Source organism: Serratia plymuthica (assembly GCF_018336935.1).
Classification (GTDB): Bacteria; Pseudomonadota; Gammaproteobacteria; order Enterobacterales; family Enterobacteriaceae; genus Serratia; species Serratia plymuthica_B.
Window position 1 is genome coordinate 2,711,964 of record NZ_CP068771.1, and the last position, 24,792, is coordinate 2,736,755.

Sequence of the window (24,792 nt, forward strand, 5' to 3'; positions counted from 1 at the left end):
TTGGTAAGGTTTTTGTAATTTTACAACCAACCTTTTATTCACTAACAAATAGCTGGTGGAATATATGACTATCAAAGTAGGTATCAACGGTTTTGGCCGTATCGGTCGCATTGTTTTCCGTGCTGCTCAAGAACGTTCCGACATCGAAATCGTTGCAATCAACGACCTGTTGGACGCAGAGTACATGGCTTACATGCTGAAATTTGACTCTACTCACGGCCGTTTCAAAGGCACTGTGGAAGTCAAAGACGGCCATCTGGTTGTTAACGGCAAAACCATCCGTGTTACCGCAGAGAAAGACCCGGCTAACCTGAAGTGGAACGAAGTGGGTGTTGACGTGGTTGCAGAAGCGACCGGTATCTTCCTGACCGACGAAACCGCACGTAAACACATCACTGCAGGCGCCAAGAAAGTTGTTCTGACCGGCCCTTCAAAAGACGCTACCCCAATGTTCGTACGTGGCGCAAACTTTGAAAAATACGCTGGCCAGGATATCGTTTCCAACGCATCTTGCACCACTAACTGCCTGGCTCCGCTGGCTAAAGTTATCAACGACAACTTCGGCATCGTCGAAGGTCTGATGACTACCGTTCACGCGACCACCGCTACTCAAAAAACCGTTGATGGCCCGTCTCACAAAGACTGGCGCGGCGGCCGCGGCGCATCCCAGAACATCATCCCTTCTTCTACCGGCGCAGCCAAAGCAGTTGGCATCGTTCTGCCAGAGCTGAAAGGCAAACTGACCGGTATGGCGTTCCGCGTTCCGACTCCAAACGTGTCTGTAGTTGACCTGACCGTTCGTCTGGAAAAAGCAGCGACCTACGAAGAAATCAAGAAAGCCATCAAAGAAGCTTCTGAAGGTTCAATGAAAGGCGTTCTGGGTTATGTTGAAGACGAAGTGGTTTCTACCGACTTCAACGGCGAAATTCTGACTTCCGTGTTCGATGCCAAAGCCGGTATCGCACTGAACGACAACTTCGTGAAACTGGTTTCCTGGTACGACAACGAAACGGGTTACTCCCACAAAGTTCTGGATCTGATCGCTCACATCTCCAAATAATGGAATGATGTAAAGCTGATAATAAGGGCGACATTTTTGTCGCCTTTTTTGTTTCTACGGCGAAAAAAAGGCTACATAATGAACGAAAAAATTTTCACCCTGCCCGTTACCGAACAAATTTCACCTTACATCAGTCAACGTCAGCTCGAAGAACTGCCGGTGGTGGTCGTATCCCACCCGAAAGTTCGCGCTGCTGTCGCGCTACAGGGCGCGCATCTGCTGGCCTGGCAACCTACCGGCGACAAACCGGTTATCTGGCTGAGCAATAACACGCCATTCAAAAAAGGGAGCGCCATTCGCGGCGGCGTGCCTATTTGCTGGCCCTGGTTTGGCCCGGTAGCACAACCCTCGCACGGTTTCGCCCGCAATCAATCCTGGAATCTGACCGCGCATGATGAAGACGACAGCGGTGTCATTCTGACCTTTACGCTGAAAGACAATGAGCAAACCCGCAAGCTGTGGCCACATGCCTTTACGCTGATTGCCCGTTTCAAGCTGGGTGAAGAATGCGAGATCGAGCTGGAGTCCCACGGCGACTACCAGGCTACCGCTGCGCTGCATACTTACTTCCAGGTCGGTGATATTGAACAAGTTAAAGTTGCAGGCCTTGGCGAACCTTATCTCGACAAAGTGGCCGGTGGAGCGGAAGCTCGCCAGACTGGGGATGTGGCGTTTATTGGCCAAACCGATCGGGTCTACACCAAGCCGGACGCGTTCAGCCTGATCAAGGATCCTGCACTACAACGCACCATTGAGGTTCATCACCATCATATGAGCGATGTCATTGCCTGGAACCCGGGCGTGGAACTGTCCTGCAGTATGGCAGATATGGCGAATGACGGTTATAAAACCATGGTTTGCGTGGAAACCGGCCGCGTCAGTAAACCACTGGTGGCCGCAGGCGAACAACCTGCACGGCTGGCGGTAACCTTCCGCTGCCGTAAAAACGCCTGATGCTCTCAGGGCGACAAACCGCTCGCCCTGCTTAGCTCCCTTCTCCGACCACCCAACCCCCTACCCACACGATATCAGCATCATTTAATGCACCACAGATGTGCAAAAGGGGCACGAATGCCCCTTTTCAATGCAGTCATTGCACAATGTTTGTGCAATTTGATTTTAGAAGCTGTAGCTCACACCCGTCATCAACAACCCGGTGTAAGATTTATCAACCATTGGGCTGTCTTTGACTTCATCAGACAGTTGGATGTAACGCCCGGTGAAGAAAGCATTCCAGTCCTTGTTGATCTGATAGTTGGCGCTCAGCTCAACGTAAGGTGCCCAACTGTCGCCTGGCGTGTAGCTGTCCAGACCGCTGCGGCGAGATTCGTGATCGCTGACACCATAGTAGTATTTGTTCTGGTTTTTGCTGCTCCACATCACGCCCACGCCAGGAACCAGAGTCAAAGCGTCTAAATCGAATTTGTAGAGATAGGCGACATCCCCCATCAGACCGTTGCTGTTGTTCAGCATATCACCGGTAAATGTGGTGCGGATCGAGCCCCATTCGGCATTATGGGTATAAGCCAGGCCAGCCATCAACGTACCGCGACGTTTATCCAGGCGTTTCATGCGATCGTCGTCACTGTCGCCAGGACGGTAACCAAACGGCGAGTAATACCCCATGACGCTCAGCTGATTTTCCTGATCTTTCCACAGGTAATACCCGGCAGTCAGCGTGCGGAAGTAGAAGTCGTCGCCTTCATAGTTAATAACGGGTACCGGGTAGACGCGGTCCTGATAACCACGGTACGCGTCAGGGCTAACCAGCGCTGCGGCGCCGAGCGACCAGGTTCCTGCCTGAGCACTTTGTGCGCAAACCATTGCGGAAGCGATAATTGCTAGCGTTTTGAGTTGAAATATCTTCACTGGTTCTTTTTCCATAAATAACAGGGTTAATAGCTGGCTTAGTTTATGTGAAAACACCGTTACACGCTAAATCTTTACAATAGAAAATGACCAAGATCGAATAACTTAGATCGGAAATATGAATTAATCATGGCAGAACAATGACGTTTTTTGCCGCAGCCCGCGCCAGACAAGGCGTTTGGCCATCCCTGTCACAACTGAGTCATTGATATGACTTAAAAAAAGCTTTTTATGGCGCAGGAAATTTTCCGGTATGCCAACTAAGCTTAAATCAGAAGGTGAATTTATCCTGGGCCCAGTGGCAATACAGCGCAACTCGCGATAATAAGCGCACCAAGTTGGCATACGGGTTGCTGTACTCAGGTAATAACTTCTTCTTTCGGGAGCCAAAACACTATCACCAGCTCCCTTTAACCTGTGCTAATAACGAAAAGGACGGGCATCATGAACATATTTGACCACTATCGCCAGCGCTATGAAGCTGCCAAGGACGAAGAGTTCACACTGCAGGAATTTCTTACCATTTGCCGGCAAGATCGCAGTGCGTATGCCAATGCGGCCGAACGTCTGCTGATGGCTATCGGCGAACCCGTTATGGTCGACACCGCGCTTGAGTCACGCATGTCTCGCCTGTTCTCTAACCGGGTGATCGCACGCTATCCGGCATTCGAAGAGTTCTACGGCATGGAAGAAGCTATTGAACAGATAGTTTCTTACCTGAGACACGCCGCGCAAGGTCTCGAAGAGAAGAAACAGATCCTGTACCTGCTGGGCCCGGTCGGCGGCGGGAAATCATCGCTGGCCGAACGCCTGAAAGCGCTGATGCAACGCGTGCCTATTTACACGCTGAGCGCCAACGGAGAACGCAGCCCGGTCAACGACCATCCGCTGTGCCTGTTTAATCCGCAGGAAGATGCCAATATTCTGGAAAAAGAATACAACATCCCGAACCGCTACCTCGGCACTATCATGTCGCCGTGGGCGGCGAAGCGCCTGCATGAATTTGGCGGCGACATCACCAAATTCAAAGTAGTGAAAGTGCGCCCTTCGATTCTGGAACAGATCGCCATCGCCAAGACGGAACCGGGGGATGAGAACAACCAGGACATCTCTGCGCTGGTGGGGAAAGTGGATATCCGTAAACTGGAGAACCACGCCCAGAACGATCCGGATGCCTACGGCTATTCCGGCGCCCTGTGCCGTGCCAACCAGGGGATTATGGAGTTTGTAGAGATGTTCAAAGCACCGATTAAGGTGCTGCACCCTCTGCTGACCGCCACTCAGGAAGGTAACTATAACGGTACCGAAGGCATCTCCGCCCTGCCGTTCAGCGGGATTATTCTGGCTCACTCCAACGAATCCGAATGGGTGACCTTCCGCAACAACAAAAACAACGAGGCCTTCCTTGACCGCGTTTATATCGTCAAGGTGCCGTACTGCCTGCGGGTGTCGGAAGAGATGAAAATCTACGACAAACTGCTGGATCACAGTGAGTTAACCCATGCGCCTTGCGCTCCAGGCACGCTGGAGACGCTGGCACGCTTTACCGTACTCTCTCGCCTGAAAGAACCGGAAAACTCGAGCATTTACTCGAAGATGCGCGTCTATGACGGTGAAAGCCTGAAGGACACCGATCCAAAAGCCAAGTCGTATCAGGAATACCGCGACTACGCCGGGGTCGATGAGGGCATGAATGGCCTGTCCACCCGTTTCGCGTTCAAAATCCTCTCAAGGGTATTCAACTTCGATCACGCCGAGGTGGCCGCTAACCCGGTACATCTGTTCTACGTACTGGAACAGCAGATCGAGCGTGAACAATTCCCGCAGGATCAGTCGGAAAAATATCTGGAACACCTGAAAGGCTATCTGATCCCGAAATACGCCGAATTTATCGGTAAAGAGATCCAGACTGCCTATCTGGAATCCTATTCGGAATACGGCCAAAACATTTTTGACCGCTACGTGACCTATGCAGACTTCTGGATCCAGGATCAAGAGTACCGTGATCCGGATACCGGCCAGCTGTTCGATCGCGAATCCCTGAACGCTGAACTGGAGAAAATCGAGAAACCGGCCGGCATCAGCAACCCGAAAGATTTCCGCAACGAAATAGTCAACTTCGTGCTGCGCGCCCGTGCTAATAATAGTGGTCGTAACCCTAACTGGACCAGCTATGAGAAGCTGCGTACCGTGATCGAGAAGAAAATGTTCTCGAACACCGAAGAGTTGCTGCCGGTGATTTCGTTTAACGCTAAAACCTCAACGGATGAGCAGAAGAAACACGACGACTTCGTCGACCGCATGATGGAAAAAGGCTACACCCGCAAACAGGTTCGCCTGCTGTGCGAATGGTATCTGCGGGTCAGAAAGTCTTCATAACGGCTAATGAGAATTAGCGTCATGGAGATGGCGTGGAAAGTTGGCAACGTCGTTTGGGGGAAGTATGGCGTATTTTATTGACCGACGGCTTAACGGCAAAAACAAGAGCATGGTTAACCGCCAGCGCTTCTTGCGCCGCTACAAGTCGCAAATCAAACAGTCGATTGCCGAAGCCATCAACAAGCGTTCGGTCACCGACGTGGACAGCGGGGAGTCGGTTTCGATCCCCAATGGCGATATCAACGAGCCGATGTTTCATCAAGGCCGCGGTGGCACACGCCACCGCGTTCATCCAGGCAACGATCACTTTGTGCAAAATGACCGTGTCGAGCGCCCTCAGGGTGGCGGCGGCGGTGGCGGCGGTCAGGGGAACGCCAGCCAGGACGGCGAAGGCGAGGATGAATTCGTTTTTCAGATATCCAAAGACGAATACCTTGATCTGCTGTTTGAGGATTTGGCGCTGCCGAACCTGAAAAAGAATCAGTATAAGCAGCTTACCGAGTTCAAAACTCATCGGGCCGGTTACACCGCCAATGGCGTGCCGGCCAATATCAGCGTGGTGCGTTCGCTGCAAAACTCTCTGGCGCGACGTACCGCCATGACCGCCGGAAAACGGCGAGCCTTGCATGAGCTGGAAGACGAGCTCACCCAGTTGGAAAACACCGAGCCGGTGCAGTTGCTGGAAGAAGAGCGGCTACGCAAAGAAATTGCCGAACTGCGCAAAAAAATCGAAAGCGTGCCGTTTATCGATACTTTTGATTTGCGTTACAAGAACTATGAACGTCGTCCGGAACCTTCCAGCCAGGCGGTAATGTTCTGCCTGATGGACGTTTCCGGTTCCATGGATCAGGCCACCAAGGACATGGCAAAACGTTTCTATATCCTGCTCTATCTGTTCCTGAGCAGAACCTATAAAAACGTCGACGTGGTGTATATCCGCCACCACACCCAGGCGAAGGAAGTGGATGAACAGGAATTCTTCTACTCGCAGGAAACCGGCGGTACCATCGTTTCCAGCGCGCTGAAACTGATGAATGAAGTGGTTGAAGAACGTTACGACCCGGCTCAATGGAACATCTATGCCGCACAAGCCTCGGATGGCGATAACTGGGCCGATGACTCACCGTTGTGCCACGAACTGCTGGCGAAGAAACTGCTGCCGATGGTGCGTTATTACAGCTACATCGAAATCACGCGCCGCGCCCACCAAACGCTGTGGCGTGAATATGAAGACCTGCAGGTGAAATTCGATAACTTCGCCATGCAGCATATCCGTGAGCCGGACGATATTTACCCGGTATTCCGCGAACTTTTCCATAAGCAAACGGCATAATATTTATTAAAACAGCCAGCTAATCTTGTTAGCTGGCTGTTCCTTTTCACCGGCCTTGCACCATTCACGGATCTCGGTGTGACGATGCAGATCATGCGATGCAAGGGTATCAAAACCGATCAACACATTAATATCCTGCATTGTTGCAAGGCGAAAAATCATTTTTCGAATCCTCTGCTTTCTTTCCATTAGCACAGCCACCGCTAAGGTAATTCCGAATTACGCATTCTTTACGCGCCGCCCATTGCTCGGATTGGGAATATTCCTATTTAATGGGTTGCCAAATTGCAATCTTAGGTGGGTGCTATGGAACTACTTCCAATCGCAATCATCGTCGTTTTGATGGCAGTTGTCGTATTTTCCTTTGTCCTCTATTGGCGGCAAAGAAGAACAAGTACTTTCAACACCAAGCGGAAACGGCGCTAGGACGACTATCCACAAGGACGTGGTCCCACAGTAACGCTTTCCAACTAGCGCGTACCCCCCTCTTTGAGGATATTCTGATACGTGCTGCGCCTTGAATCTTTCACTTGTCCATAAAGTTTACGTGGGTTACTGTCACCTTCCGAAGGTTCACGCCACCTCGATCGTAACCAGAATAAGATCCAATAGGCTTGCTATCATCCCTTAATCCCGCCGTCGCGCGGGATCTTTTTAATGCCAGAAAAATCACTGCTGCCAGAAATTGACAGTGACACCCGCTAAATTGGGGGTCCTGCGGTGAACAATTCCGTAGGCTATTTTTCAGCATCATCATAAGGGAAAACGCGCCAATGACATGTGCCATAACTGTTCTTACCGATAACTTTTCCGATTGGGAAACTGCGCTGATCAATTCCACTTGTCGCGGCTATTACGGTTTCGATACCCGCTTTGCTTCGCCCAAAGGCGCCCCGGTTATCTCCTCAGGGGGCCTGCTGGTTACCCCGCAATTATCGATCGACGCCATCGAACTTGACGATATCGACCTGCTGATCGTCTGCGGCGGCACAGCCTGGCAAAGTGGGCAGGCGCCAGATATCACAGCGTTGGTCGCCGAGGCTCACAGAAAGAACATCGTCGTCGCCGGGATTTGCGACGGCACCCGCGTATTGGCGCAGGCGGGCGTGCTCGATAACCTCCGCCATACCTCAAATTCGGCTGAGAATCTGTCGCAGTTGAACTATGCGGGCGCCGCGTACTATCAGGATGTGCCCTATGCCGTTGCAGACCAACGCGTAGTGACTGCGCCAGGGACCGCGCCCGTCAGTTTTATGGCTGAGATCTTGGGGGCACTGGGTTTTAATGACCAGGCTCTTAACGCCTATTTGGCCATGCACGCGGCCGAACACAGCAAGCCGGTTTAGCAACAATGCCCGGTTGGCTTCACGCATGATTTTTTAGCATTAGGCGGATCCCAGTATAGCGACGTTACGTTAACGCCGTTAATCGGCCTTTGCCTTGGCGTTCCATTCGCCCCGGGTCACTTCCCAGATTTCTGATGGCATGCGGCCACTGATATAGTCCGTTTCTTTGGTGGCGACGACCCGCATGCCATTGTGTTCTGAAATACGCCGCGACGCCTGGTTATCTTTTGCTTTGGTCACTCTCAACACCTCCTGCCCCAGCACATTAAACCAGAACTCCGTGACGCGGTGGCAGGCCTCGCTCATCATCCCCCGATGCTGCCATTCCGGCGCTAACCAAAAACCACGGTTGCTGTCGCCACCCAGGCTAAGGTTTATCACACCGATCAGGTGCCGCTCATCCTCCTTGCGACGAATAGACCAAAACCAACCGGTTCCTCTTTCCATCGCCGGCAACGCAACATGGTTTACAAAATCAAGCGCGGCCCCTGCTGGATAGGGCCAGGGGATTTGGTTCGTCAGATAACGCACAATTTCCCAGCATGGAAATAAATGTTGGATATCTGCGGCGTCATCAGGTTCCAACGGGCGCAACACCAGCCGTCTGCTGGTTAAAACGGGGATCGCCAAGGCAAACACCTCCAATAATCCAGGTCCAAAGTCAGTTGCAAATCAGCATCCAAACCACATTAAAACTAGGATTTTTACCCATTACGATCTAAAATCCCATGAAAAAACAATAACAAGTAATATCATCAACATTAAAAGGGAATTGTCACGTGAAGGAAATGATCTCCATCCTTTTCATCGTAAGCCTGTTGGCGATGTTTTTTTCATGGCTGTTTGTTTACGGCCTCCATATTTATTAGAAGGCTGATGGGCATAAAAAACCCCGGTATGCGAACGCATACCAGGGCTGATTAGTCCGGGCTACATGAAGATATTCCCGGTGCAAACAGCTTGGCCCATCGATGGCGCCGCTACTGTTTAGTCTGGATCCAGAAAGCATGAATCAGGCCCGGGAAATAACCCAACAGGGTCAGGATAATGTTGAGGATAAAAGCCCCGCCGATGCCCTTATCAAGCAACACGCCCAGCGGCGGTAGAATAATGGTGAATACGATTCTCCAAAAGCTCATACTCGCTCCTCATTTGCTCCACGGCCTACCAACATATTATATCTATTTAACATTTTCAAATATCCGCTTAATTGGGCAACCGCAAGATGCGGGGAGTTATGTTCTTGGGCCTCGCCATTACCGCCCGCAGGGGCAACCTTCTCCGCCCCAAACGTCCATAACGGCATTGTTTTTGTGGTTATAAATAATAAACTAAATAAACAACCAATAAGCATTGATTATGCGGAATTAAGCCCCTAGAATTCGCGGCTGAAAAATACGACTGGGATGGGTTTCATGTCACCGCTGTGGGTTGCAACACAATATTTTTATTTAATTGGCCTTTTAGTTTCTATGGTTTTTACCTATTTAGTTAGCCGGGATACTATCAAGATTCGTTTTATCAGCGCGTTAACTATTGGTTTGACCTGGCCGCTAAGCCTACCGGTGGTGTTGCTTTTCTCCCTGTTCTAGCGTTCCCCCCGTCGGCAAAGCGACGGGGCGAAACTGCCCTTTCCTCAAAAATCGTACCCCAGGGTCGCCACCACAGAACGTTCCGCTCCCCAATAGCAATAACCGGTACCATAACAGGCCGCGACGTATTTCCTGTCGGTCAGATTATTGACGTTCACCTGAACGTAGGCACCTTTCAATGACGAATTCACGCCACCGAGATTCATCCTCGCCGAAGCATCCACCAGCGTCACCGAAGGAATCCGTAGCGTATTTTCGTTGTCTGCCCACTGCTTGCCGATATAGCGTACCCCCGCGCCAAGATCCACACCGAACCCGGCCGCGTATTTACCCCACACAGAAGCCATTTGGTCAGGCGCCAGGTTCGGCGTATTGCCGCTGTTGCCATCGATGGCGTCTTTAAACTTCACTCTGTTGTAACTATAGCCGGCAATCAGATCGAAACGTTCGGTGATCTTGCTGCGGGCTTCCAGTTCAATGCCCTGCGAATGCACTTTGCCGGCCGGCAGGTAATAACTTTGCTGCACGACTCGGTTGGCAACGTCTTTCTGCGTCAAATCGTACAATGCCACGCTGTAGATCGATGCACTGCCCGGCGGTTGATATTTCAACCCCACCTCATACTGCTCACTGGTGCTCGGTTTCAGCATGTGTCCGTTTTGATCGGGCAGTGCCTCGGGCGTTACTGCGGTACTGTAGCTGGCGTAAGGTGAAAGGCCATTATCAAAGTGGTACAACACAGAGGTGCGGCCACTGAAATTATCATCGCGGCGCGCATCGCGGGTACCTGTGTTGAGCGTCGTATTTTTAGACTCGATGCGATCGAAGCGACCGGACAAGTTCAAAGACCAGTTCCGTAAGCTGATTTCATCCTGCAGATAAACGCCGGCTTGCTCGTAGTGGCGTCTGGAGTCGGTATGCGTCAGGCCGGTTAACGCCGCCCCGCCGGACACGCCAGTATAAGGATTAAGCTGCGATGCGGCGGCAGACTCTTCCCACAAATTATTGCGAAAACGCTGGTAATCCAGGCCCAACATGACCTTATGATCCAGCAGCCCGGTGGCAAAGTCGGCTTCCAGTTGGTTATCGACGGCAAAGGCGTCCAGCGAAGTAGCCGAGCCGCTGTAATAACGGTTCAGCAAGCGATGATCGTCATTCCAGCCAATTTGATACACCTGCTGCAACTCAACATTGGAGTGGGTGTAACTGGCATTCTGACGGAAAGTCCAGACGTCGTTAAACGTGTGGGAGAAAGCATAGCTGTAGATCTGCTCCCAGCGCTTGAACACGTTTCGGTTGCTCTCTCCGTCAAAGAATCCGCGTCCCAGTTTATCGCCCGAGCGGGAATAGAGGCTGCCATCTGCCGGCACGGCGCTATGATAGCCCCCGGACGGATCCTTCTGCAGGTAAGCTTTAAGCAAGAGAGAGGTATTTTCATCCGGCTGCCACAGTAATGCGGGGGAGATGGCATAACGCTCTTCACGCTGATGGTCATACATGGTTTCGCTGCTGCGCGTCATGCCGATCAGTCGGTAAGCCCACTCATCAGATAGCGGACCGGTCACATCGAAAGCTCCGCCCTTCGTGCCGTTGTTGCCCGCCATCAGGTTCACGTGCCCTTCCGTGGCGAACTGAGGCCGCTTGGACGTCAACGCCACCAGCCCACCCGGGATACTTTGTCCGTACATCACCGAAGAGGGTCCTTTGATGACATCGACACGTTCCAGGAACCAGGGATCAATCTGCAGTGCATTATAGGTGCCACCATCGCTCAACAGCCGCAGGCCGTCAAGGAAGGTGTTATTGACGTCACCGCCATGAAAACCGCGCAATGCGATGGTGTCATACCGGGTGGCCCCACCGGAAAAGTTGGTGAAAACGCCCGGACTGTATTTCAGCGCATCGTTAACCGTCTGGGCATTCTGATCGGTCATCTGCTGACGGGTAACGACCGAGACCGACTGAGCCGTCAAGATTAAGGGTCTGTCGGTTTTAGTCGCTCCCTGGCTGGTCGTCGCTTGGTAGCCCTGCGTCGCGGTTTCCGCCGTATCGGCAGGTTTGGCAGTGACCAGCAAAGTATCTTCAGCGAGCGACGTCAGCGGCAGGAACAGGGTGAACGCGCATAATCTGCGCGACAGTGTGGCAGGAAAAGGTATCGGCATCTCTTATAACCCCTGGTAAATACTCTAAATCACACCGATAAGCTTCTCCGTCAGCAGCGACGTCCGACAACGTTCGAAGAGGATCTATCGATGTAGTGAATGAAACAAGAAACGAATATTAATGATAATCATTATCTTTATCGATAAATAATTTCAAACATGAGGGCGCTTTTTATGAACCACTAGCGTGTTTCAGCGCAGTTGAAAATCCATGGATAGGTTGTGGGTTAGAACCTGCAATGAGAGGCATAAAAAATGCCAGCGCGAGGCTGGCAACAAATACGGGAAGCAATGTGAGCAATGTCGTGCCGGCTTGGGTGGCGCACAAGGAGACAACCCTTTTTCTCCCTCACTGGCGACAAAATGATAACGAATCTCATTATCTTTTACAAAATGCTTTTACTTGCTTCGTCATGGAGCCATCAATGCTCTGCCCTGCCAAACCGCCGATATAGACCCACAATTGCAAAAAAAATGGTCACCACCAGAACATTGATCGAAATCCATACTATTAATATGGGCACAGCGGTTTGATAGAGCGGAATGCCCCTCGCGGCCGAGAAGGGATTGATATGCAAAGACCTGATAAGAAAGAAGGGATTCAGATTAAACCATTGGCAGAACAAAGCTATCAACGTTGGCGGCAGGAAAAAATAAAGTCCCAACGTGGCGACCAGTAAACATACTGTCGAACGACTGTTTTTATAATTTTTCATCTCACTATCTGCCATTACTCTTTCGCTGAAAACGCCCTGGCCGTTGTTGTTTGAACAGACCCAACAAGGGTCAAATAGTTCCCCTTTTGCGGTAAAATAAAGCCTGTTTGGCGTTTAATTTTCATTTAGCTACCTGATGCTATAACGCTATTCAGCTCAGGAGGCTCTCATGATATCGGACTATCGCCCTATCCCGCCAAACAGCAAAAAGCTCAAAGTCATCTATGGCTGGTACATATATGCCGTCTATACGCTGTTGATCTTTAATATCTACCTGGCGGTGTATAACGTCTGTGTCAGACACCCCATTGAATCGCCGCTGATCTCATGGCTCCATAGCCTGTTCATCGCCTTTATGCTCTACCAACTGCTGAAAAAACGAGCGCGTTTCGCCTGGCTGATGCTGGCCTATTTTATTCTGATGCGGCTGTATTACGCCAACGTGTTGCATATCGAATTTAATGCCTGGAGCCGCGGGTTGGTCTTCGCGATCCTGACGGTCTTGCTCACCGGCACGGTTGCGCTGGGGCAACTCGCGACGCCACCGTTGCGTCAGGATTGGCTGGCACGCTTGGGGTGGCGGCAATGGGCTACGTTGGCCGGTTTGTCCGGGGTACTGACGCCGTTGATTACTACCGATTATCTGAGTTGACGGCAGTCGTTATTTTGGAATATGCGGTTCGGAGATATCAACCATGCGGCACAGCTTGGTGTAGTTACTGGATTGTTCGCACAACTTATCGGTGACGTAAACACCAAGATAACCCAGCACCAGCACATAGCCGGCCATGCACAGAATAAAAATAAACGTTCTCACCGATAGAACCAACCTGACAATAACACCTTGAGCATCATACCTTGATTTTCCTGCTTTAGACCATTTCAAAGTATTTCAGAAATCTGCTGGTCATTTCCCGCCAGCGAATGTTATGTTATTACATATCAAAACAACATTTACAGATACGCTAATGGAAACCCAAAGCCCACCGTTACTCACCGTAGAACATCTGACACTGTCGATTAACGGGGAAGTCAAAATCAGCGATCTGAACTTCACCCTGCATGCCGGCGAGCGGCTGTGTCTGCTGGGCGCATCCGGCTCAGGCAAGTCACTTACCGCCGCCGCCATTTTGGGCACGCTGCCCTTTGACGCAGCACTCAGCGGATCGATACGGCTGCTGGGGCAGGAAATCAGCGGCCAACGTTTACAACAACGCAAATCCTTCGCGATGGCGGCCATTTTTCAAGATCCTTTTACCAGCCTCAATCCTCTGACCACCGTGGGTAAACAACTGATCATGGCCCTGCGTGGCCGGAGCGGCATGAACAAAGAGCAGGCCCAATGCTGCGCCTCCGAGTTGTTGGCCGTGCTGGGCTTACCGCCGGACACGATCATGATGCGCTACCCGGGACAATTATCGGGTGGCCAATGCCAACGAGTCTGCGCGGCGCTGGCGCTGAGCGGCGAAAAAAACCTGTTGATAGCGGATGAACCCACCACCGCGCTGGATATGGTCAGCCAGCAGCAGTTAATCGATATCCTGAAGCGCTATACCGAGCGCCCCGCCGCACCGGCGCTGCTGTTTATCACCCACGATCTTTCCGTCGCCGCCCGCCTGTGCCAACGTGCCATCGTGCTGGCTAACGGCAAGATAGCCGAGCACGGATCTATCGCACAGCTATTGCGCCAACCTGTACATCCCTACACCCAGCGACTGGTTGCCACGGCGCTGCGCCCGGCATTCGGCCCGTCAATGAGTATGGCGGGATAATCCAGTGAATCACTCGCCGGTCAACGCCACACTGCCCTTTATCAGCCTGCAGAATGTCTGTCGGCAATATACTCCCGCATCGGGTGGTCTCAGCCCTACCGACCTGAATCTGCATGCCGAAGAGCGCATCGGGCTGGTTGGCTGTTCCGGCGCAGGCAAATCCACTTTGCTTAAACTGCTGTTAGCGCTAGAGGCGCCGGATTTCGGCCATATCTTCTGCCAGGGCACAACAATTCGCCCAGCGTCCGTTAGCCGGCTGCGCTGGTACCGACGTTTGGTGCAGTATGTTCCGCAAGACGCCCATGCCTCGCTCAATCCGCGCCATACGGTCGCCGAACTGATTATCGCTCCCCTACGCCAACTCGGTTTGCCGCAGGATCTGGGTATCACTGCCGAGCGAGCGCTGCGTCAGGTTGAACTGGATGAACACCTGCTGTACGCCAGACCGGGCCAGCTTTCCGGCGGGCAGGCACAGCGGGTAGCGCTGGCACGCGCCATCGCGCTGCAACCCCGTTTTTTACTGGCCGATGAGCCGGTCAGCGGTCTGGACCAGCCCTTGCGCCGGCAGATCATCAACCTGCTCGACCGTATTGCCCATCAGCAAAGAATGGGAATGTTGCTGGTCTCCCATGATATTTCGTTGGTGGCCGCCTTATGCCAACGCACGCTGGTGATGGACCACGGCGCCATCGTGGAAGATCGCCCAACCCGGGATCTGCTGCAAACGCCCCGGCATGTCGCTACCCGTGCTTTGATCGCCGCCATCCCATCTTTGCCCTCTTTTTAGCCCTGAGATCCTGAGGAATTTTGCATGCTGAACCTGCGCTTTATTGGCCCAACCGGCTGCCTGCTTGCCGGCAGTCTGCTGCTTGGCGGCTGCTTTGAACCTGCAAAGCCGAAAGAAAGTGCCACCGAAGAAAAACGTATCCGGCTGGCCATGCTTCAACCGCCCCGTTCCGGGTTAACGCCATTGAGCGATGACGCTTTTAAACTCTCGCGCTGGAGCAATGCCGAAACCCTGGTGGTGTTGAACGCCAATGGCGATGCCGAGCCGTCGCTGGCGACTGAATGGCAGCAAATAGATGACCGCCGCTGGCGCTTTGTGCTGCGTCAGGGCGTCATTTTCCATGACGGCAGCCTAATGACGGCGCAAAGCGTAGTGCGTTCACTTTCGGCAGCGATACATGCCGCGCCAAAACCGCGCATTCTGGACGGCGTTGAGCTGTCGATCGCCGCCGAAGGCGATAGCGCCGTGGTGATCACTACCGCTCATTCTGATCCCCTGATTCCGCAACGGCTGTCCAGCCCGCAACTGGCGATCCTCGCCGAACGGGCCTATGCCGCCAACGGCGTGGTTAATCCGCTGCAGGCCGGAACCGGTGCCTTTGTGCTGACGGAAATCAACGGCACCAGCAGCGCAAGGCTAAATCGCTTTGACGGTTACTGGGGCGAGAAAGCCGCCGCACCGGGGATCGACGTCAGTTTTGTGCCGGACAGCAATGCGCGTGCCGCCGCCCTGCGTACCGGCAGCGCCGATCTGGTTGAGGCGCTGCCGGTATCGCAGTTGCCGCTCATTGACGCGAGGCTGATCCACGAAGTCCCGATGCCGCGTACCAATACGCTATATCTGAATACTCGCCTCGGCGCTTTCCGCGATCCGGCGATGCGCGCGGCAGCGGCCGCGGCGGTTCAACGCCAACAGTTGGTGGATAACGTCTACGAAGGCCGTGCCGATCTTGCCGCCGGGTTGCTTGGCCCGGCGTTGCCCTGGGCCGCCTCATTGCGGCAACCGCAACCGGCTATCCAGCCGACGGCGGTAAAAGGCCAGACCATTACCCTGGCGACCTTCAGCGATCGGGCAGAGCTGCCCGAAGTCGCGGTTTATCTGGCTCAACAGCTCAGCGCCGCCGGCTTTATAGTCAAACAGGAGGTGCGGGAATACGCCCACATTGAAGCCGATGCGTTGGCGGGCAAATTCGACGCGTTCATTTTGTCGCGCGCCACCGTGTTGGATTCCGGCGATCCGGTGGCCTACATGTACAGCGATTTTGCCTGCCGGGGATCGTTCAATATCGCTCAACTCTGTGACCCAAAAGTGGACGAAGCATTAACCCAGGCCGCTGCCATACCGGCCGGTGCGCAGCGTCGCCAGGCGATTATCGAGGCGGAGAGCCGTATCCTCGCGACGCATGCGGCCATCCCCTTGTTGCATGAAAGGGTTCTCCAGGGTGAAGCCGTCGCCATGCAGCACGCAGATCGCGATCCGCGTGAACGTCGACTGGTGACACCGCGCAGCGTTATTTCCGCCGGGCAGCCCCGATCGTGATAAAGCGTTCGATGAAGATGTTGTTGCCGCTCGCCTCACGCCTGCTTGCCCTGTTGGCGATGATTTTGCTCATTGGCCTGATGCCCTGGATTTCCGGCCGAGATCCGGCTCTCAGTCTGCTGCGGGCTCGCTCAAGCGAACAAGAAGCGACACCGGAAGCCCTGAACGCCATTCGCCAACGATTCGGTCTGGATGACGGACCGTTGATGCTGCTTGGCCGGTGGTTTTCCGGCTTGCTGCGCGGGGATGCCGGCAACTCCTGGATCTCGGGTCGGCCAGTGCTGGAAGGCATGCTGCAAGCCGCCGGAGTGTCTCTGCTCCTGATGGCCTGCGCACTCACTGTGGCGTTGTCGGTGGCGCTGTTGTTGGCGTTGCCGACCCTGTGGCGTGGCATGCGCGGCGACAGCCGGCGCCCTGCGGGCGTATTGGCTGTGGCACTGACCTCCCTGCCGGAATTTTTGCTGGCGGCGCTGTTGCTGATTGTCGGCGCCGTCTGGTTGCGCTGGTTCCCGCCCTACGGCTGGCAAAGCCTCCAACACGTTGTTCTGCCTGCGCTGGCGTTGGGCCTGCCCGCGGGAGGATTGCTGGGCCTGCTGTTCAGCGACGGGATGGCCGCAACCTTCTCTGAACGCTGGTTGATCACCTGGAGCCTTGCCGGCATCTCCCGGAGGCAACGTCTGTTGGCGGTATTGCGCCGCACCTTGCCCGCCCTGCTGCCGCAGATTGGTCTGGTGCTGGTGGGGCTTACCGGCGGTGCCATTGCCGTCGAGAAAGTGTTCGCCATTCCCGGCCTTGGCCGCGCGACCTTAGGCGCCGCCATCGCACAGGATCTGCCTGCACTGCAGTGCGGTATCCTGATTCTGCTGATGATCGCCTTCAGCGCCGGTTTCCTGGCGCAGGGAGCGCATTATCTGCTGCTGGGCCGTATCGCCGCGTCGCTGCCTAATGCGCCGCAACCCCAGCACAGCGTCAAAGGCAGTTATCTTGTCGCCGCAATCGCCGCGCTATTGCTGTGTCTGCTGGTGCTGAGCGGGGTCATCCGCGATCCGTTCTCGTCTCTGCATATGCGCCTGCAACCGCCGAGCCTGGCACTGCCCTTTGGCGCCGACGCCACTGGCCGGGACATTCTGGCGCGGGTATCCCAGGGCGCGGTGAACACCAGCCTGCTGGCGCTGGGCGTCAGCTTCGCTTCGCTGCTCCTCGGAATGCTGTTTGGCCTGATGCCGCGCCTGATGTGTGGGGTGATTGAGCTGGCCAACGCGACGCCGCCCGTCGTGGCGGGCCTGTTGGCGATCGCCATTACCGGCCCTTCAGCCTACGGCGCCGCCTGCGCGGTAATGCTGGTCAGTTGGGCACCGCTGGCGGCACACTGTGCCGCGCTATTGACGGAGGCGCGTACGCAGCCCTATATCCGCATGCTGCCCGTATTGGGAATAGGCCGCCTGCGCACGCTGACGCACTACCTGTTGCCGGCGTTACTCGGGCCGTTGCTTCGTCACGCCATGCTGCGCCTGCCGGGGATTGCGTTGGCGTTGGCCGCGCTGGGCTTCCTCGGGCTCGGGCCGCAACCACCCAGCGCAGAATGGGGGTTGGTGCTGGCCGAAGGCATGCCTTATATCGAACGAGCGCCCTGGGGCGTTGTGACCCCGGTGGCCGCCCTGGTGCTGCTGGCGGTGCTGGCGGTCACTCTGGCAAATGCCGCAGGCCGGCGCCGCGGCTGACTGCGCATCCTCGCCCGGTTTGTAGTAACATACGACGATGATTCAGCCAGCGGAGACCGCCAATGCACCATCTGATGCTAGACATTGAAACTCTGGACATAAAACCCAGCGCGGTGATCCTGGTGGTTGCCGCCGTGTTCTTTGATCCCAAAACCGGCCAACTGGGCGCGGAATTCGAAAACGCCGTCAGCAGCCAAAAAGATCAGCCTGGCAGGACCATCAGCCTGGATACCGTGGCCTGGTGGGCAAAGCAGTCTGATGAGGCGCGCAAACTGGCCTTTGGCGGAACCGAAAGCCTGAAGCGCGTACTGACCAGCCTGAGCCGTTTTATCCATATGAACGGCACCGACAGGGTGAAAGTCTGGGGGAACGGTAAGGAGTTCGACTGTGCAATCCTCGAGCATGCTTTCCAGCAGTTGGAAATGCCCTGTCCGTGGAATTTTTGGGACACGCAGGACGTGCGTACGGTGATCACCCTGGCTGAACTGCACGGTTTCAACCCGAAAAAGGAACGCCCCTTCGAAGGTATACCGCATCGGGCGCTGGACGACGCCAAACACCAGGCACGCTATGTGGCGGATACGGTTTCTGCACTTTATTATCGCCAGGCCTCCGCCGTGTAATTCAGGCCGGCAAAATTCACATGGCGAATGCTTGTGCTTTGCCTCTTTCCATTTGACGCCAGAATCTCTACTCTACCCCTCTTTGTCACTAGGACGTGCTGTTTTTGTTATGCAAAAATTTCTGTTTCTGCTTCTTAGCCTGGTGCTGCTCGGCCCACTGGGCATCGATCTCTATCTGCCGACCATTCCCGCGATCGCACTTGGCCTTGACAGCAGCGAAGCGCTGATTCAGTCCACCATTTCACTGTTCATCCTGGTGTTGGGTCTTGGGCAGGTTATCGCCGGCCCGCTGGTGGATAACTACGGCCGCAAACCGGTCGCGCTGGCCGGTATTGTCATCTACATGATCGGCGCGGCAATGGCCGCACTGGCGACCACGCCTACGGTGTTTGTTGCCTCACGCCTGCTGCAGGGCGTGGCGGTGTGCTGTACGGCGGTAGTGGCGTTCAGCGGCGTACGTGACCGCCTGAATGGCGACGACGCCGCGCGCGCCTACGGTTTTCTCAACGGCACGCTGAATATTATTCCTGCGCTTGCGCCGCTGCTCGGCGGGCTGTTGGCGGAAGCATTCGGCTGGCGCGCCCCATTCTGGTTCCTGGTTTGCTATGCCCTCGCCGTGCTGGTGCTGATCGCCCTGCGCCTGCCGGAAACCCGGCCGGCGGATACCGTTCGGGTCAAAGGATTGCCGATGCGGCAATATGCGCGCATCCTCAGCGATCGCAACTTCCTGTCCTTCGCCGTAGTGAACTCCGGGGCGATGGGGATGGCGTTAATCTATGTTTCGCTGGCGCCTAACGTGCTGATGGGTACCGCCGGACTGACGCCGCTGCAGTTCTCGCTGGTATTCGGCGCCAACGGCTTTTGGATCATGCTGGTAAGTTTTCTCGCCAACCGCATTATTCACAAAGTCGGCCGGCCGATTTGCCTGGCGACCGGCGGAGTATTGATGGGAATCGGCTGTATTGGGCTGCTACTGGGCGTCAGCCTGCTTTCCGGCGCGGTGCAAACGCATTGGCTGGCGTATATGCTGCCGGTTGCCTTCGCCTGTGCGGGCCTGGCGTTTGTGATGGGCCCGGCGACCAGTTATGCGCTGGAGCCGTACTCCAATGAAGCCGGCGTCGCTTCGGCGTTGGTGGGCTTCGTACAGATGGCCGGCGGCGCAGCGTTGGGCCTGTTGGCAATGGCGATGCCGTTGCAACCGAAGCTGTCGCTGGCGTTGGTGATGCTGGCGGGTTGCCTGCTGGCGCTGCACGCACGGCAACGCAGCAAGCAAATAAAAGGTCGGTTGAAGACAATTGCCTGAGGATTACGCCTCGACGGTGATCGGCACTCTCGCAGCCAGCGCCGTCAGCAACTCATAACCCAGCGTGCCTGCCGCAGCGGCGACATCGTCGACCGGCAGGCGCCGCCCCCACAGTTCCACTTCCGTGCCAATGTCAGCGCGTGGACAGGGCGTCAGATCGACCGCCAGCATATCCATGGAGACCGTCCCCACCGTGCGCGTCAGCACGCCATCCACCCAGACCGGCGTGCCGGTCTGCGCATGGCGGGGATAGCCGTCCGCATAACCGCAGGCTACCACGCCGATACGCTGCACGGCACTGGCGCTATAGCGCCAGCCGTAACCCACGCGATCGCCGCCTTTCAACGTCTGAATACCAATGATTTCGCTGCTCAGCGTCATGGTTGGCTGCAGACCGGTGTCGGCGATATCGCCCCACTGGCCGCTTGGCGATGCGCCATACAATACGATACCTGGTCGTACCCAGGCGCCGTGGGTTTGCGGATGCCACAAGGTGGCGGCGGAGTTCGCCAGGCAGCGCGGCAAGGGTATTTCCGCCATCGCACCTTCAATGGTCGTCATTTGTTCCGCCACGCCCTCCGGGCCGTCGGCGGTGGCAAAGTGGCTCATCAGCGTCAGGTTGGCGATATTGCCCATCGCCCTCGCTTGCAGCCAAACGCTATGCAAGCGATCCGGGGCAAAGCCCAGGCGATTCATCCCGCTGTTCACTTTCAGATAAACATCCAGCGGCGCGGACAATTTGGCCTCAGCTATCGCCGCCAGTTGCCAGTCGCTGTGTACCGAGGTGGTTAAACGATAACGATCGAGCAAGGCTAAATCCTGCGGCTTGAAAAAACCTTCCAGCAGCAAAATCGGCCCTTGCCAGCCGGACTCGCGCAATAAAATGGCTTCGGCGAGATCCAGCAAGGCGAAACCGTCGGTCTTCGCCAGGCTGCGCCAGACATGTTTGATTCCGTGGCCATAAGCATTGGCTTTTACCACCGACCAGATTTTGGCGCTGGGGGCAAAACGGCGAACCACCTGCAGATTATTTTCAAAAGCCGAAAGATGCAGCGTGGCGGTAATCGGGCGAGGCATGGATTCTCCTGCGGGCTGACTGATGAGGTCACGGGCCAACGCCCGTGACAACAGCATTGTAAATTAAGAGGATTAACGCACTGGATGCACATCGTTCAAGGGTGTGGGTGTGGGGTGCCCGTTGCGAAAGCCGGCGCTGTATCGCGCTACCCCCAGATCGTCCGAAGGGATAGCCGGCGTGGTGCCGGAAATCAGATCGGAAAGCAATTGCCCGGAACCGCACGCCATGGTCCAGCCCAACGTGCCGTGCCCGGTATTGAGGAACAGGTTTTTCAGCGAGGTCTTGCCGACGATCGGCGTGCCGTCCGGCGTCATAGGACGCAGACCGGTCCAGAAAGTCGCCTCTTCGACCCGCCCGCCGTTAGGGTAGAGATCGCGTACCACCATTTCCAGCGTTTCCCGACGTTTCTGCTCCAACTGGGTATTAAAGCCGACAATTTCCGCCATGCCACCGACACGAATACGTTGGTCGAAACGGGTAATGGCGATTTTGTAGGTTTCATCCAGAACGGTCGAGAACGGCGCCGCAGCTTCATCCGCAATAGGAATGGTCAGTGAATATCCTTTCAGCGGGTAAACGGGGATCGAGACCAGATCGCGCAACAGCGCGGTGGAGTAAGAGCCGAAGGCCACTACGTAGCTGTCGGCCTTGAACACCTCTGCGCCGCACTGCACGCCGCTGATTTGATCACCGTCCACCAGCAGACGATCAACGCTGCGGTTATACAAGAAGGTGACGCCAGCCTGCTGCGCCAGCTTGGCCAGTTGCTGAGTAAACAGCTGGCAATCACCGGTTTCATCATTGGGCAATTGCAGACCGCCGGTCAGCTTGTGCGCTACCTGCGCCAGCGCGGGTTCGACCGTGGCAAGTTGGTGGGCTTCCAGCAGTTTATACGGCACGCCCGCATCTTCCAGCACGGCAATGTCTTTCGCCGCATTTTCAAACTGCTGTTGGGTGCGAAACAGCTGCAGCGTACCGCCCTGGCGTCCTTCGTACTGAATGCCGGTTTCCTGGCGCAGCGCCTTGATGCAGTCGCGGCTGTATTCTGCCAATCGCACCATGCGCCCTTTATTGGTCATGTAGTGCGAAGTGTCGCAGTTTTTCAGCATTTGCCACATCCAGCTCAACTGGAAACGGCTGCCATCCAGACGCACCGCCAGCGGTGCATGGCGCTGGAACATCCATTTGATGGCCTTCAGCGGTACGCCCGGCGCAGCCCACGGCGCCGCATAGCCCGGTGATATCTGGCCTGCATTCGCCGCGCTGGTTTCCATTGCCGGGCCAGGTTGACGATCGATTACCGTCACCTCATGCCCGGCTTTCGCCAAATACCAGGCACTGGCAACGCCCACCACCCCACTACCTAAAATTACCACTCGCATCGCTGACTCCAGCTCAAGGCTTCACAAAGCATAATCTTCTGCTCACAGGAAATTAACTCAGTGGAAAAATCCGTCCAACATCTTCGTCATCAAACGTGACCACATTCACAATTAATTTATCGTTCATGGCCGCGCCTTTTGCAATACCTACCTATAAATAGCGATAAGATGTCGTAAAAGGCCAGTTTTAGAGGGCGACGACCGCTGATATGCCATCAATGACAGCATTGATAGCATCAAAAAAAGCCACGGCATGCAACAAGCCTTTAACAGAACATAAAAGTAAAACAAGCGCATTTATTCAGAATAAAAAACTAATAAATTGGCATTTTGTCACTATAACCTTTCCCCGACAGTCGAGTCTGCCATAGCAGAAAAAACTCGGGGCAAAATCCCCTCAGCTCCCCCCTCCTGGAGAGGTTGCGGGCAGATCGTTGAATTTTTACGCTTTATATCATTATTCCCTATGCGCAGTTTGAGCTACGATTGATACAAGGGTCTGCCGTTCGAGCAAGGTCCGTAATAACGAGGGTGCGCTGATGACTACTTCAACACATGATAAGGTCAAGGAAGATAAGCGTCTGAGCGATGGACCGGACTGGACGTTCGAGCTGCTGCAGGTGTATCTGGAGCACATCGATCGCGTAGCCAAACATTACAGGCTCGACACCTACCCACATCAGATCGAGGTCATCACCTCAGAGCAGATGATGGACGCCTATTCGAGCGTCGGCATGCCGATTAACTATACCCATTGGTCATTCGGCAAAAAGTTCATCGAAACCGAGCAGCGTTACAAGCATGGCCAACAGGGGCTGGCTTATGAAATCGTTATCAACTCCAACCCCTGTATCGCTTATCTGATGGAAGAAAATACCATCACCATGCAGGCCCTGGTGATGGCGCACGCTTGCTATGGGCACAACTCCTTCTTCAAAAATAATTACCTGTTCCGCAGTTGGACCGACGCCAGCTCGATCGTCGACTATCTGCTGTTCGCCCGCCATTACATCAGCCAGTGCGAAGAGCGTTATGGCGTTGAGGAGGTAGAAAAACTGCTCGATTCCTGCCATGCGCTGATGAACTACGGCGTGGACCGTTACAAACGGCCGCAGAAAATTTCGCTGGTCGAAGAAAAAGCGCGGCAGAAAAGCCGTGAGGAGTACCTGCAAAGTCAGGTCAATACGCTGTGGAAAACCCTGCCACGGGTCGAACGCGAAGAGGCGCCGGAGCAGGCCCGCCGCTATCCGAGCGAACCTCAGGAAAACATTCTCTACTTTATGGAAAAAAATGCGCCACTGCTTGAGCCCTGGCAGCGTGAGGTTCTGCGCATAGTGCGCAAAGTGAGCCAATATTTTTATCCGCAGAAGCAAACCCAGGTGATGAACGAAGGCTGGGCGACATTTTGGCATTACACCATTCTCAATCACCTGTACGACGAAGGCCGGGTCACCGAGCGCTTCATGCTGGAATTCCTGCACAGCCACACTAACGTGGTGTACCAGCCGCCGTACAACAGCCCGTACTACAACGGCATCAACCCGTACGCACTGGGCTTTGCCATGTTCCAGGACATCAAGCGCATTTGCCAGTCGCCGACGGAAGAAGATCGTTACTGGTTCCCGGATATCGCCGGTAAAGACTGGCTGGAAACCTTGCATTTCGCCATGCGCGACTTCAAGGATGAAAGCTTTATCAGCCAGTTCCTGTCACCCAAGATCATGCGTGATTTTCGGCTGTTCACCGTGCTGGACGACGATCGCAATAACTATCTGGAGATTGCGGCTATTCATGATGAGGCCGGTTATCGGGCGATTCGCCAAGAGTTGTCGGCGCAATATAACCTGAGCAACCATGAGCCGAACATTCAGATTTGGAATGTGGATTTACGCGGCGATCGTTCCTTGACGCTGCGCTACATCCCGCAAGATCGCGCGCCGCTCGACAAAAGCCGTCGCGAGGTGATGAAGCATCTGCATCGCCTGTGGGGCTTCGACATTATTCTGGAACAGCAGAACGAAGACGGTAGCATAGAGCTGTTGGATCGTTGCCCACCACGCCCTACACCACTGTAAGTTTGCTCAATAGCTCAGTTTCCATAATAACAAAGGGGTGCCACTTTCAAGTGGC

The 24,792-nt window shown here is 54.7% G+C and carries 22 protein-coding genes; 14 read left to right on the forward strand and 8 right to left on the reverse strand.

The genetic code is table 11. From position 1 onward, the window contains the following. Positions 1 to 64: 64 nt before the first annotated feature. Positions 65 to 1,060 (forward strand): glyceraldehyde-3-phosphate dehydrogenase, encoded by a 996-nt coding sequence (gapA, locus tag JK621_RS12555; RefSeq protein WP_212560083.1) that lies wholly within the window; start codon positions 65 to 67, stop codon positions 1,058 to 1,060. A 78-nt stretch (positions 1,061 to 1,138) separates the two neighbouring features. After that, entirely contained in the window at positions 1,139 to 2,014 is an 876-nt protein-coding gene (locus tag JK621_RS12560) for a D-hexose-6-phosphate mutarotase (RefSeq protein ID WP_212560084.1), read from the forward strand. Positions 2,015 to 2,179: 165 nt separating this feature from the next. Here JK621_RS12560 and JK621_RS12565 read toward each other — a convergent pair whose 3' ends face one another. Beyond that, positions 2,180 to 2,944 carry a MipA/OmpV family protein gene (locus tag JK621_RS12565; protein ID WP_212560085.1) on the reverse strand — a complete coding sequence of 255 codons (765 nt, stop codon included), beginning with the start codon at positions 2,942 to 2,944 and terminating at the stop codon, positions 2,180 to 2,182. 429 nt (positions 2,945 to 3,373) lie between these two features. On the opposite strand from JK621_RS12565, the gene yeaG reads away from it, so the two are divergent. Continuing rightward, positions 3,374 to 5,308 carry a protein kinase YeaG gene (gene yeaG, locus JK621_RS12570; protein WP_006322614.1) on the forward strand — a complete coding sequence of 645 codons (1,935 nt, stop codon included), beginning with the start codon at positions 3,374 to 3,376 and terminating at the stop codon, positions 5,306 to 5,308. A gap of 64 nt (positions 5,309 to 5,372) precedes the next feature. Continuing rightward, entirely contained in the window at positions 5,373 to 6,641 is a 1,269-nt protein-coding gene (locus JK621_RS12575) for a YeaH/YhbH family protein (protein ID WP_212560086.1), read from the forward strand. A gap of 6 nt (positions 6,642 to 6,647) precedes the next feature. On the opposite strand, the gene JK621_RS25380 is transcribed toward JK621_RS12575, so the two are convergent. Continuing rightward, positions 6,648 to 6,830, reverse strand: a complete 183-nt coding sequence (locus JK621_RS25380) for a hypothetical protein (RefSeq protein ID WP_249337180.1) — start codon at positions 6,828 to 6,830, stop codon at positions 6,648 to 6,650. 584 nt (positions 6,831 to 7,414) lie between these two features. On the opposite strand from JK621_RS25380, the gene JK621_RS12585 reads away from it, so the two are divergent. Further along, positions 7,415 to 7,987 carry a type 1 glutamine amidotransferase family protein gene (locus JK621_RS12585; RefSeq protein ID WP_212560087.1) on the forward strand — a complete coding sequence of 191 codons (573 nt, stop codon included), beginning with the start codon at positions 7,415 to 7,417 and terminating at the stop codon, positions 7,985 to 7,987. 78 nt (positions 7,988 to 8,065) lie between these two features. Here JK621_RS12585 and JK621_RS12590 read toward each other — a convergent pair whose 3' ends face one another. Together JK621_RS12590 and JK621_RS12595 are read right to left on the reverse strand one after the other, a co-directional pair. Then, positions 8,066 to 8,617: a GNAT family N-acetyltransferase gene (locus JK621_RS12590; protein ID WP_212560088.1), complete on the reverse strand. Its 552-nt coding sequence runs from the start codon at positions 8,615 to 8,617 to the stop codon at positions 8,066 to 8,068. Between the two features lie 350 nt (positions 8,618 to 8,967). Further along, the gene (locus JK621_RS12595) at positions 8,968 to 9,126 is read right to left on the reverse strand and encodes a YqaE/Pmp3 family membrane protein (protein WP_006322621.1); all 159 of its coding nucleotides are present in this window, start codon (positions 9,124 to 9,126) and stop codon (positions 8,968 to 8,970) included. Positions 9,127 to 9,402: 276 nt separating this feature from the next. Here JK621_RS12595 and JK621_RS12600 point away from each other — a divergent pair, with 276 nt between their 5' ends. Then, positions 9,403 to 9,579 (forward strand): GhoT/OrtT family toxin, encoded by a 177-nt coding sequence (locus JK621_RS12600; protein ID WP_004945419.1) that lies wholly within the window; start codon positions 9,403 to 9,405, stop codon positions 9,577 to 9,579. Positions 9,580 to 9,623: 44 nt separating this feature from the next. On the opposite strand, the gene JK621_RS12605 is transcribed toward JK621_RS12600, so the two are convergent. Beyond that, positions 9,624 to 11,741, reverse strand: coding sequence for a TonB-dependent siderophore receptor (locus tag JK621_RS12605; RefSeq protein WP_212560089.1), 2,118 nt, complete (start codon positions 11,739 to 11,741; stop codon positions 9,624 to 9,626). 885 nt (positions 11,742 to 12,626) lie between these two features. Here JK621_RS12605 and JK621_RS12610 point away from each other — a divergent pair. Next, positions 12,627 to 13,109: a hypothetical protein gene (locus JK621_RS12610; RefSeq protein ID WP_212560090.1), complete on the forward strand. Its 483-nt coding sequence runs from the start codon at positions 12,627 to 12,629 to the stop codon at positions 13,107 to 13,109. 9 nt (positions 13,110 to 13,118) lie between these two features. Here the strand turns inward: JK621_RS12610 and JK621_RS12615 are convergent, their stop codons facing one another. After that, positions 13,119 to 13,274, reverse strand: coding sequence for a hypothetical protein (locus JK621_RS12615; protein WP_013813239.1), 156 nt, complete (start codon positions 13,272 to 13,274; stop codon positions 13,119 to 13,121). A gap of 151 nt (positions 13,275 to 13,425) precedes the next feature. Between JK621_RS12615 and JK621_RS12620 the strand changes: the two genes are divergently transcribed. The 6 genes from JK621_RS12620 to JK621_RS12645 all read left to right on the forward strand — a co-directional run bounded on the left by JK621_RS12620 (position 13,426) and on the right by JK621_RS12645 (position 20,202). Further along, a complete protein-coding gene (locus JK621_RS12620; RefSeq protein WP_212560091.1) occupies positions 13,426 to 14,229 on the forward strand; it encodes an ATP-binding cassette domain-containing protein in 804 nt (267 codons plus the stop codon). 4 nt (positions 14,230 to 14,233) lie between these two features. Next, positions 14,234 to 15,016, forward strand: a complete 783-nt coding sequence (locus JK621_RS12625; protein WP_212560092.1) for an ABC transporter ATP-binding protein — start codon at positions 14,234 to 14,236, stop codon at positions 15,014 to 15,016. Between the two features lie 24 nt (positions 15,017 to 15,040). Further along, positions 15,041 to 16,555: an ABC transporter substrate-binding protein gene (locus JK621_RS12630; RefSeq protein ID WP_212560093.1), complete on the forward strand. Its 1,515-nt coding sequence runs from the start codon at positions 15,041 to 15,043 to the stop codon at positions 16,553 to 16,555. A 17-nt stretch (positions 16,556 to 16,572) separates the two neighbouring features. Beyond that, positions 16,573 to 18,276 (forward strand): ABC transporter permease subunit, encoded by a 1,704-nt coding sequence (locus JK621_RS12635; protein ID WP_212560193.1) that lies wholly within the window; start codon positions 16,573 to 16,575, stop codon positions 18,274 to 18,276. Positions 18,277 to 18,338: 62 nt separating this feature from the next. Further along, entirely contained in the window at positions 18,339 to 18,899 is a 561-nt protein-coding gene (locus JK621_RS12640) for a 3'-5' exonuclease (protein WP_212556293.1), read from the forward strand. 109 nt (positions 18,900 to 19,008) lie between these two features. Beyond that, positions 19,009 to 20,202, forward strand: a complete 1,194-nt coding sequence (locus JK621_RS12645) for a multidrug effflux MFS transporter (RefSeq protein WP_212556294.1) — start codon at positions 19,009 to 19,011, stop codon at positions 20,200 to 20,202. 3 nt (positions 20,203 to 20,205) lie between these two features. On the opposite strand, the gene dadX is transcribed toward JK621_RS12645, so the two are convergent. Both dadX and JK621_RS12655 read right to left on the reverse strand, forming a co-directional pair. Then, positions 20,206 to 21,279, reverse strand: a complete 1,074-nt coding sequence (gene dadX, locus JK621_RS12650) for a catabolic alanine racemase DadX (RefSeq protein ID WP_212556295.1) — start codon at positions 21,277 to 21,279, stop codon at positions 20,206 to 20,208. 72 nt (positions 21,280 to 21,351) lie between these two features. Further along, positions 21,352 to 22,662: a D-amino acid dehydrogenase gene (locus JK621_RS12655; protein ID WP_212556296.1), complete on the reverse strand. Its 1,311-nt coding sequence runs from the start codon at positions 22,660 to 22,662 to the stop codon at positions 21,352 to 21,354. A 539-nt stretch (positions 22,663 to 23,201) separates the two neighbouring features. Between JK621_RS12655 and JK621_RS12660 the strand changes: the two genes are divergently transcribed. Further along, entirely contained in the window at positions 23,202 to 24,737 is a 1,536-nt protein-coding gene (locus tag JK621_RS12660) for a SpoVR family protein (RefSeq protein WP_212556297.1), read from the forward strand. Positions 24,738 to 24,792 lie beyond the last annotated feature (55 nt).

Excerpts from the sequence above, each read along its gene's own strand:
- gapA (WP_212560083.1), top strand. The coding sequence starts at position 65 with ATGACTATCAAAGTAGGTATCAACGGTTTTGGCCGTATCGGTCGCATT.
- JK621_RS12560 (WP_212560084.1), top strand. The coding sequence starts at position 1,139 with ATGAACGAAAAAATTTTCACCCTGCCCGTTACCGAACAAATTTCACCT.
- JK621_RS12565 (WP_212560085.1), bottom strand. The coding sequence starts at position 2,944 with ATGGAAAAAGAACCAGTGAAGATATTTCAACTCAAAACGCTAGCAATT.
- yeaG (WP_006322614.1), top strand. The coding sequence starts at position 3,374 with ATGAACATATTTGACCACTATCGCCAGCGCTATGAAGCTGCCAAGGAC.
- JK621_RS12575 (WP_212560086.1), top strand. The coding sequence starts at position 5,373 with ATGGCGTATTTTATTGACCGACGGCTTAACGGCAAAAACAAGAGCATG.
- JK621_RS25380 (WP_249337180.1), bottom strand. The coding sequence starts at position 6,830 with ATGGAAAGAAAGCAGAGGATTCGAAAAATGATTTTTCGCCTTGCAACA.
- JK621_RS12585 (WP_212560087.1), top strand. The coding sequence starts at position 7,415 with ATGACATGTGCCATAACTGTTCTTACCGATAACTTTTCCGATTGGGAA.
- JK621_RS12595 (WP_006322621.1), bottom strand. The coding sequence starts at position 9,126 with ATGAGCTTTTGGAGAATCGTATTCACCATTATTCTACCGCCGCTGGGC.
- JK621_RS12600 (WP_004945419.1), top strand. The coding sequence starts at position 9,403 with ATGTCACCGCTGTGGGTTGCAACACAATATTTTTATTTAATTGGCCTT.
- JK621_RS12605 (WP_212560089.1), bottom strand. The coding sequence starts at position 11,741 with ATGCCGATACCTTTTCCTGCCACACTGTCGCGCAGATTATGCGCGTTC.
- JK621_RS12610 (WP_212560090.1), top strand. The coding sequence starts at position 12,627 with ATGATATCGGACTATCGCCCTATCCCGCCAAACAGCAAAAAGCTCAAA.
- JK621_RS12620 (WP_212560091.1), top strand. The coding sequence starts at position 13,426 with ATGGAAACCCAAAGCCCACCGTTACTCACCGTAGAACATCTGACACTG.
- JK621_RS12630 (WP_212560093.1), top strand. The coding sequence starts at position 15,041 with ATGCTGAACCTGCGCTTTATTGGCCCAACCGGCTGCCTGCTTGCCGGC.
- JK621_RS12635 (WP_212560193.1), top strand. The coding sequence starts at position 16,573 with ATGTTGTTGCCGCTCGCCTCACGCCTGCTTGCCCTGTTGGCGATGATT.
- JK621_RS12640 (WP_212556293.1), top strand. The coding sequence starts at position 18,339 with ATGCACCATCTGATGCTAGACATTGAAACTCTGGACATAAAACCCAGC.
- JK621_RS12645 (WP_212556294.1), top strand. The coding sequence starts at position 19,009 with ATGCAAAAATTTCTGTTTCTGCTTCTTAGCCTGGTGCTGCTCGGCCCA.
- dadX (WP_212556295.1), bottom strand. The coding sequence starts at position 21,279 with ATGCCTCGCCCGATTACCGCCACGCTGCATCTTTCGGCTTTTGAAAAT.
- JK621_RS12655 (WP_212556296.1), bottom strand. The coding sequence starts at position 22,662 with ATGCGAGTGGTAATTTTAGGTAGTGGGGTGGTGGGCGTTGCCAGTGCC.
- JK621_RS12660 (WP_212556297.1), top strand. The coding sequence starts at position 23,202 with ATGACTACTTCAACACATGATAAGGTCAAGGAAGATAAGCGTCTGAGC.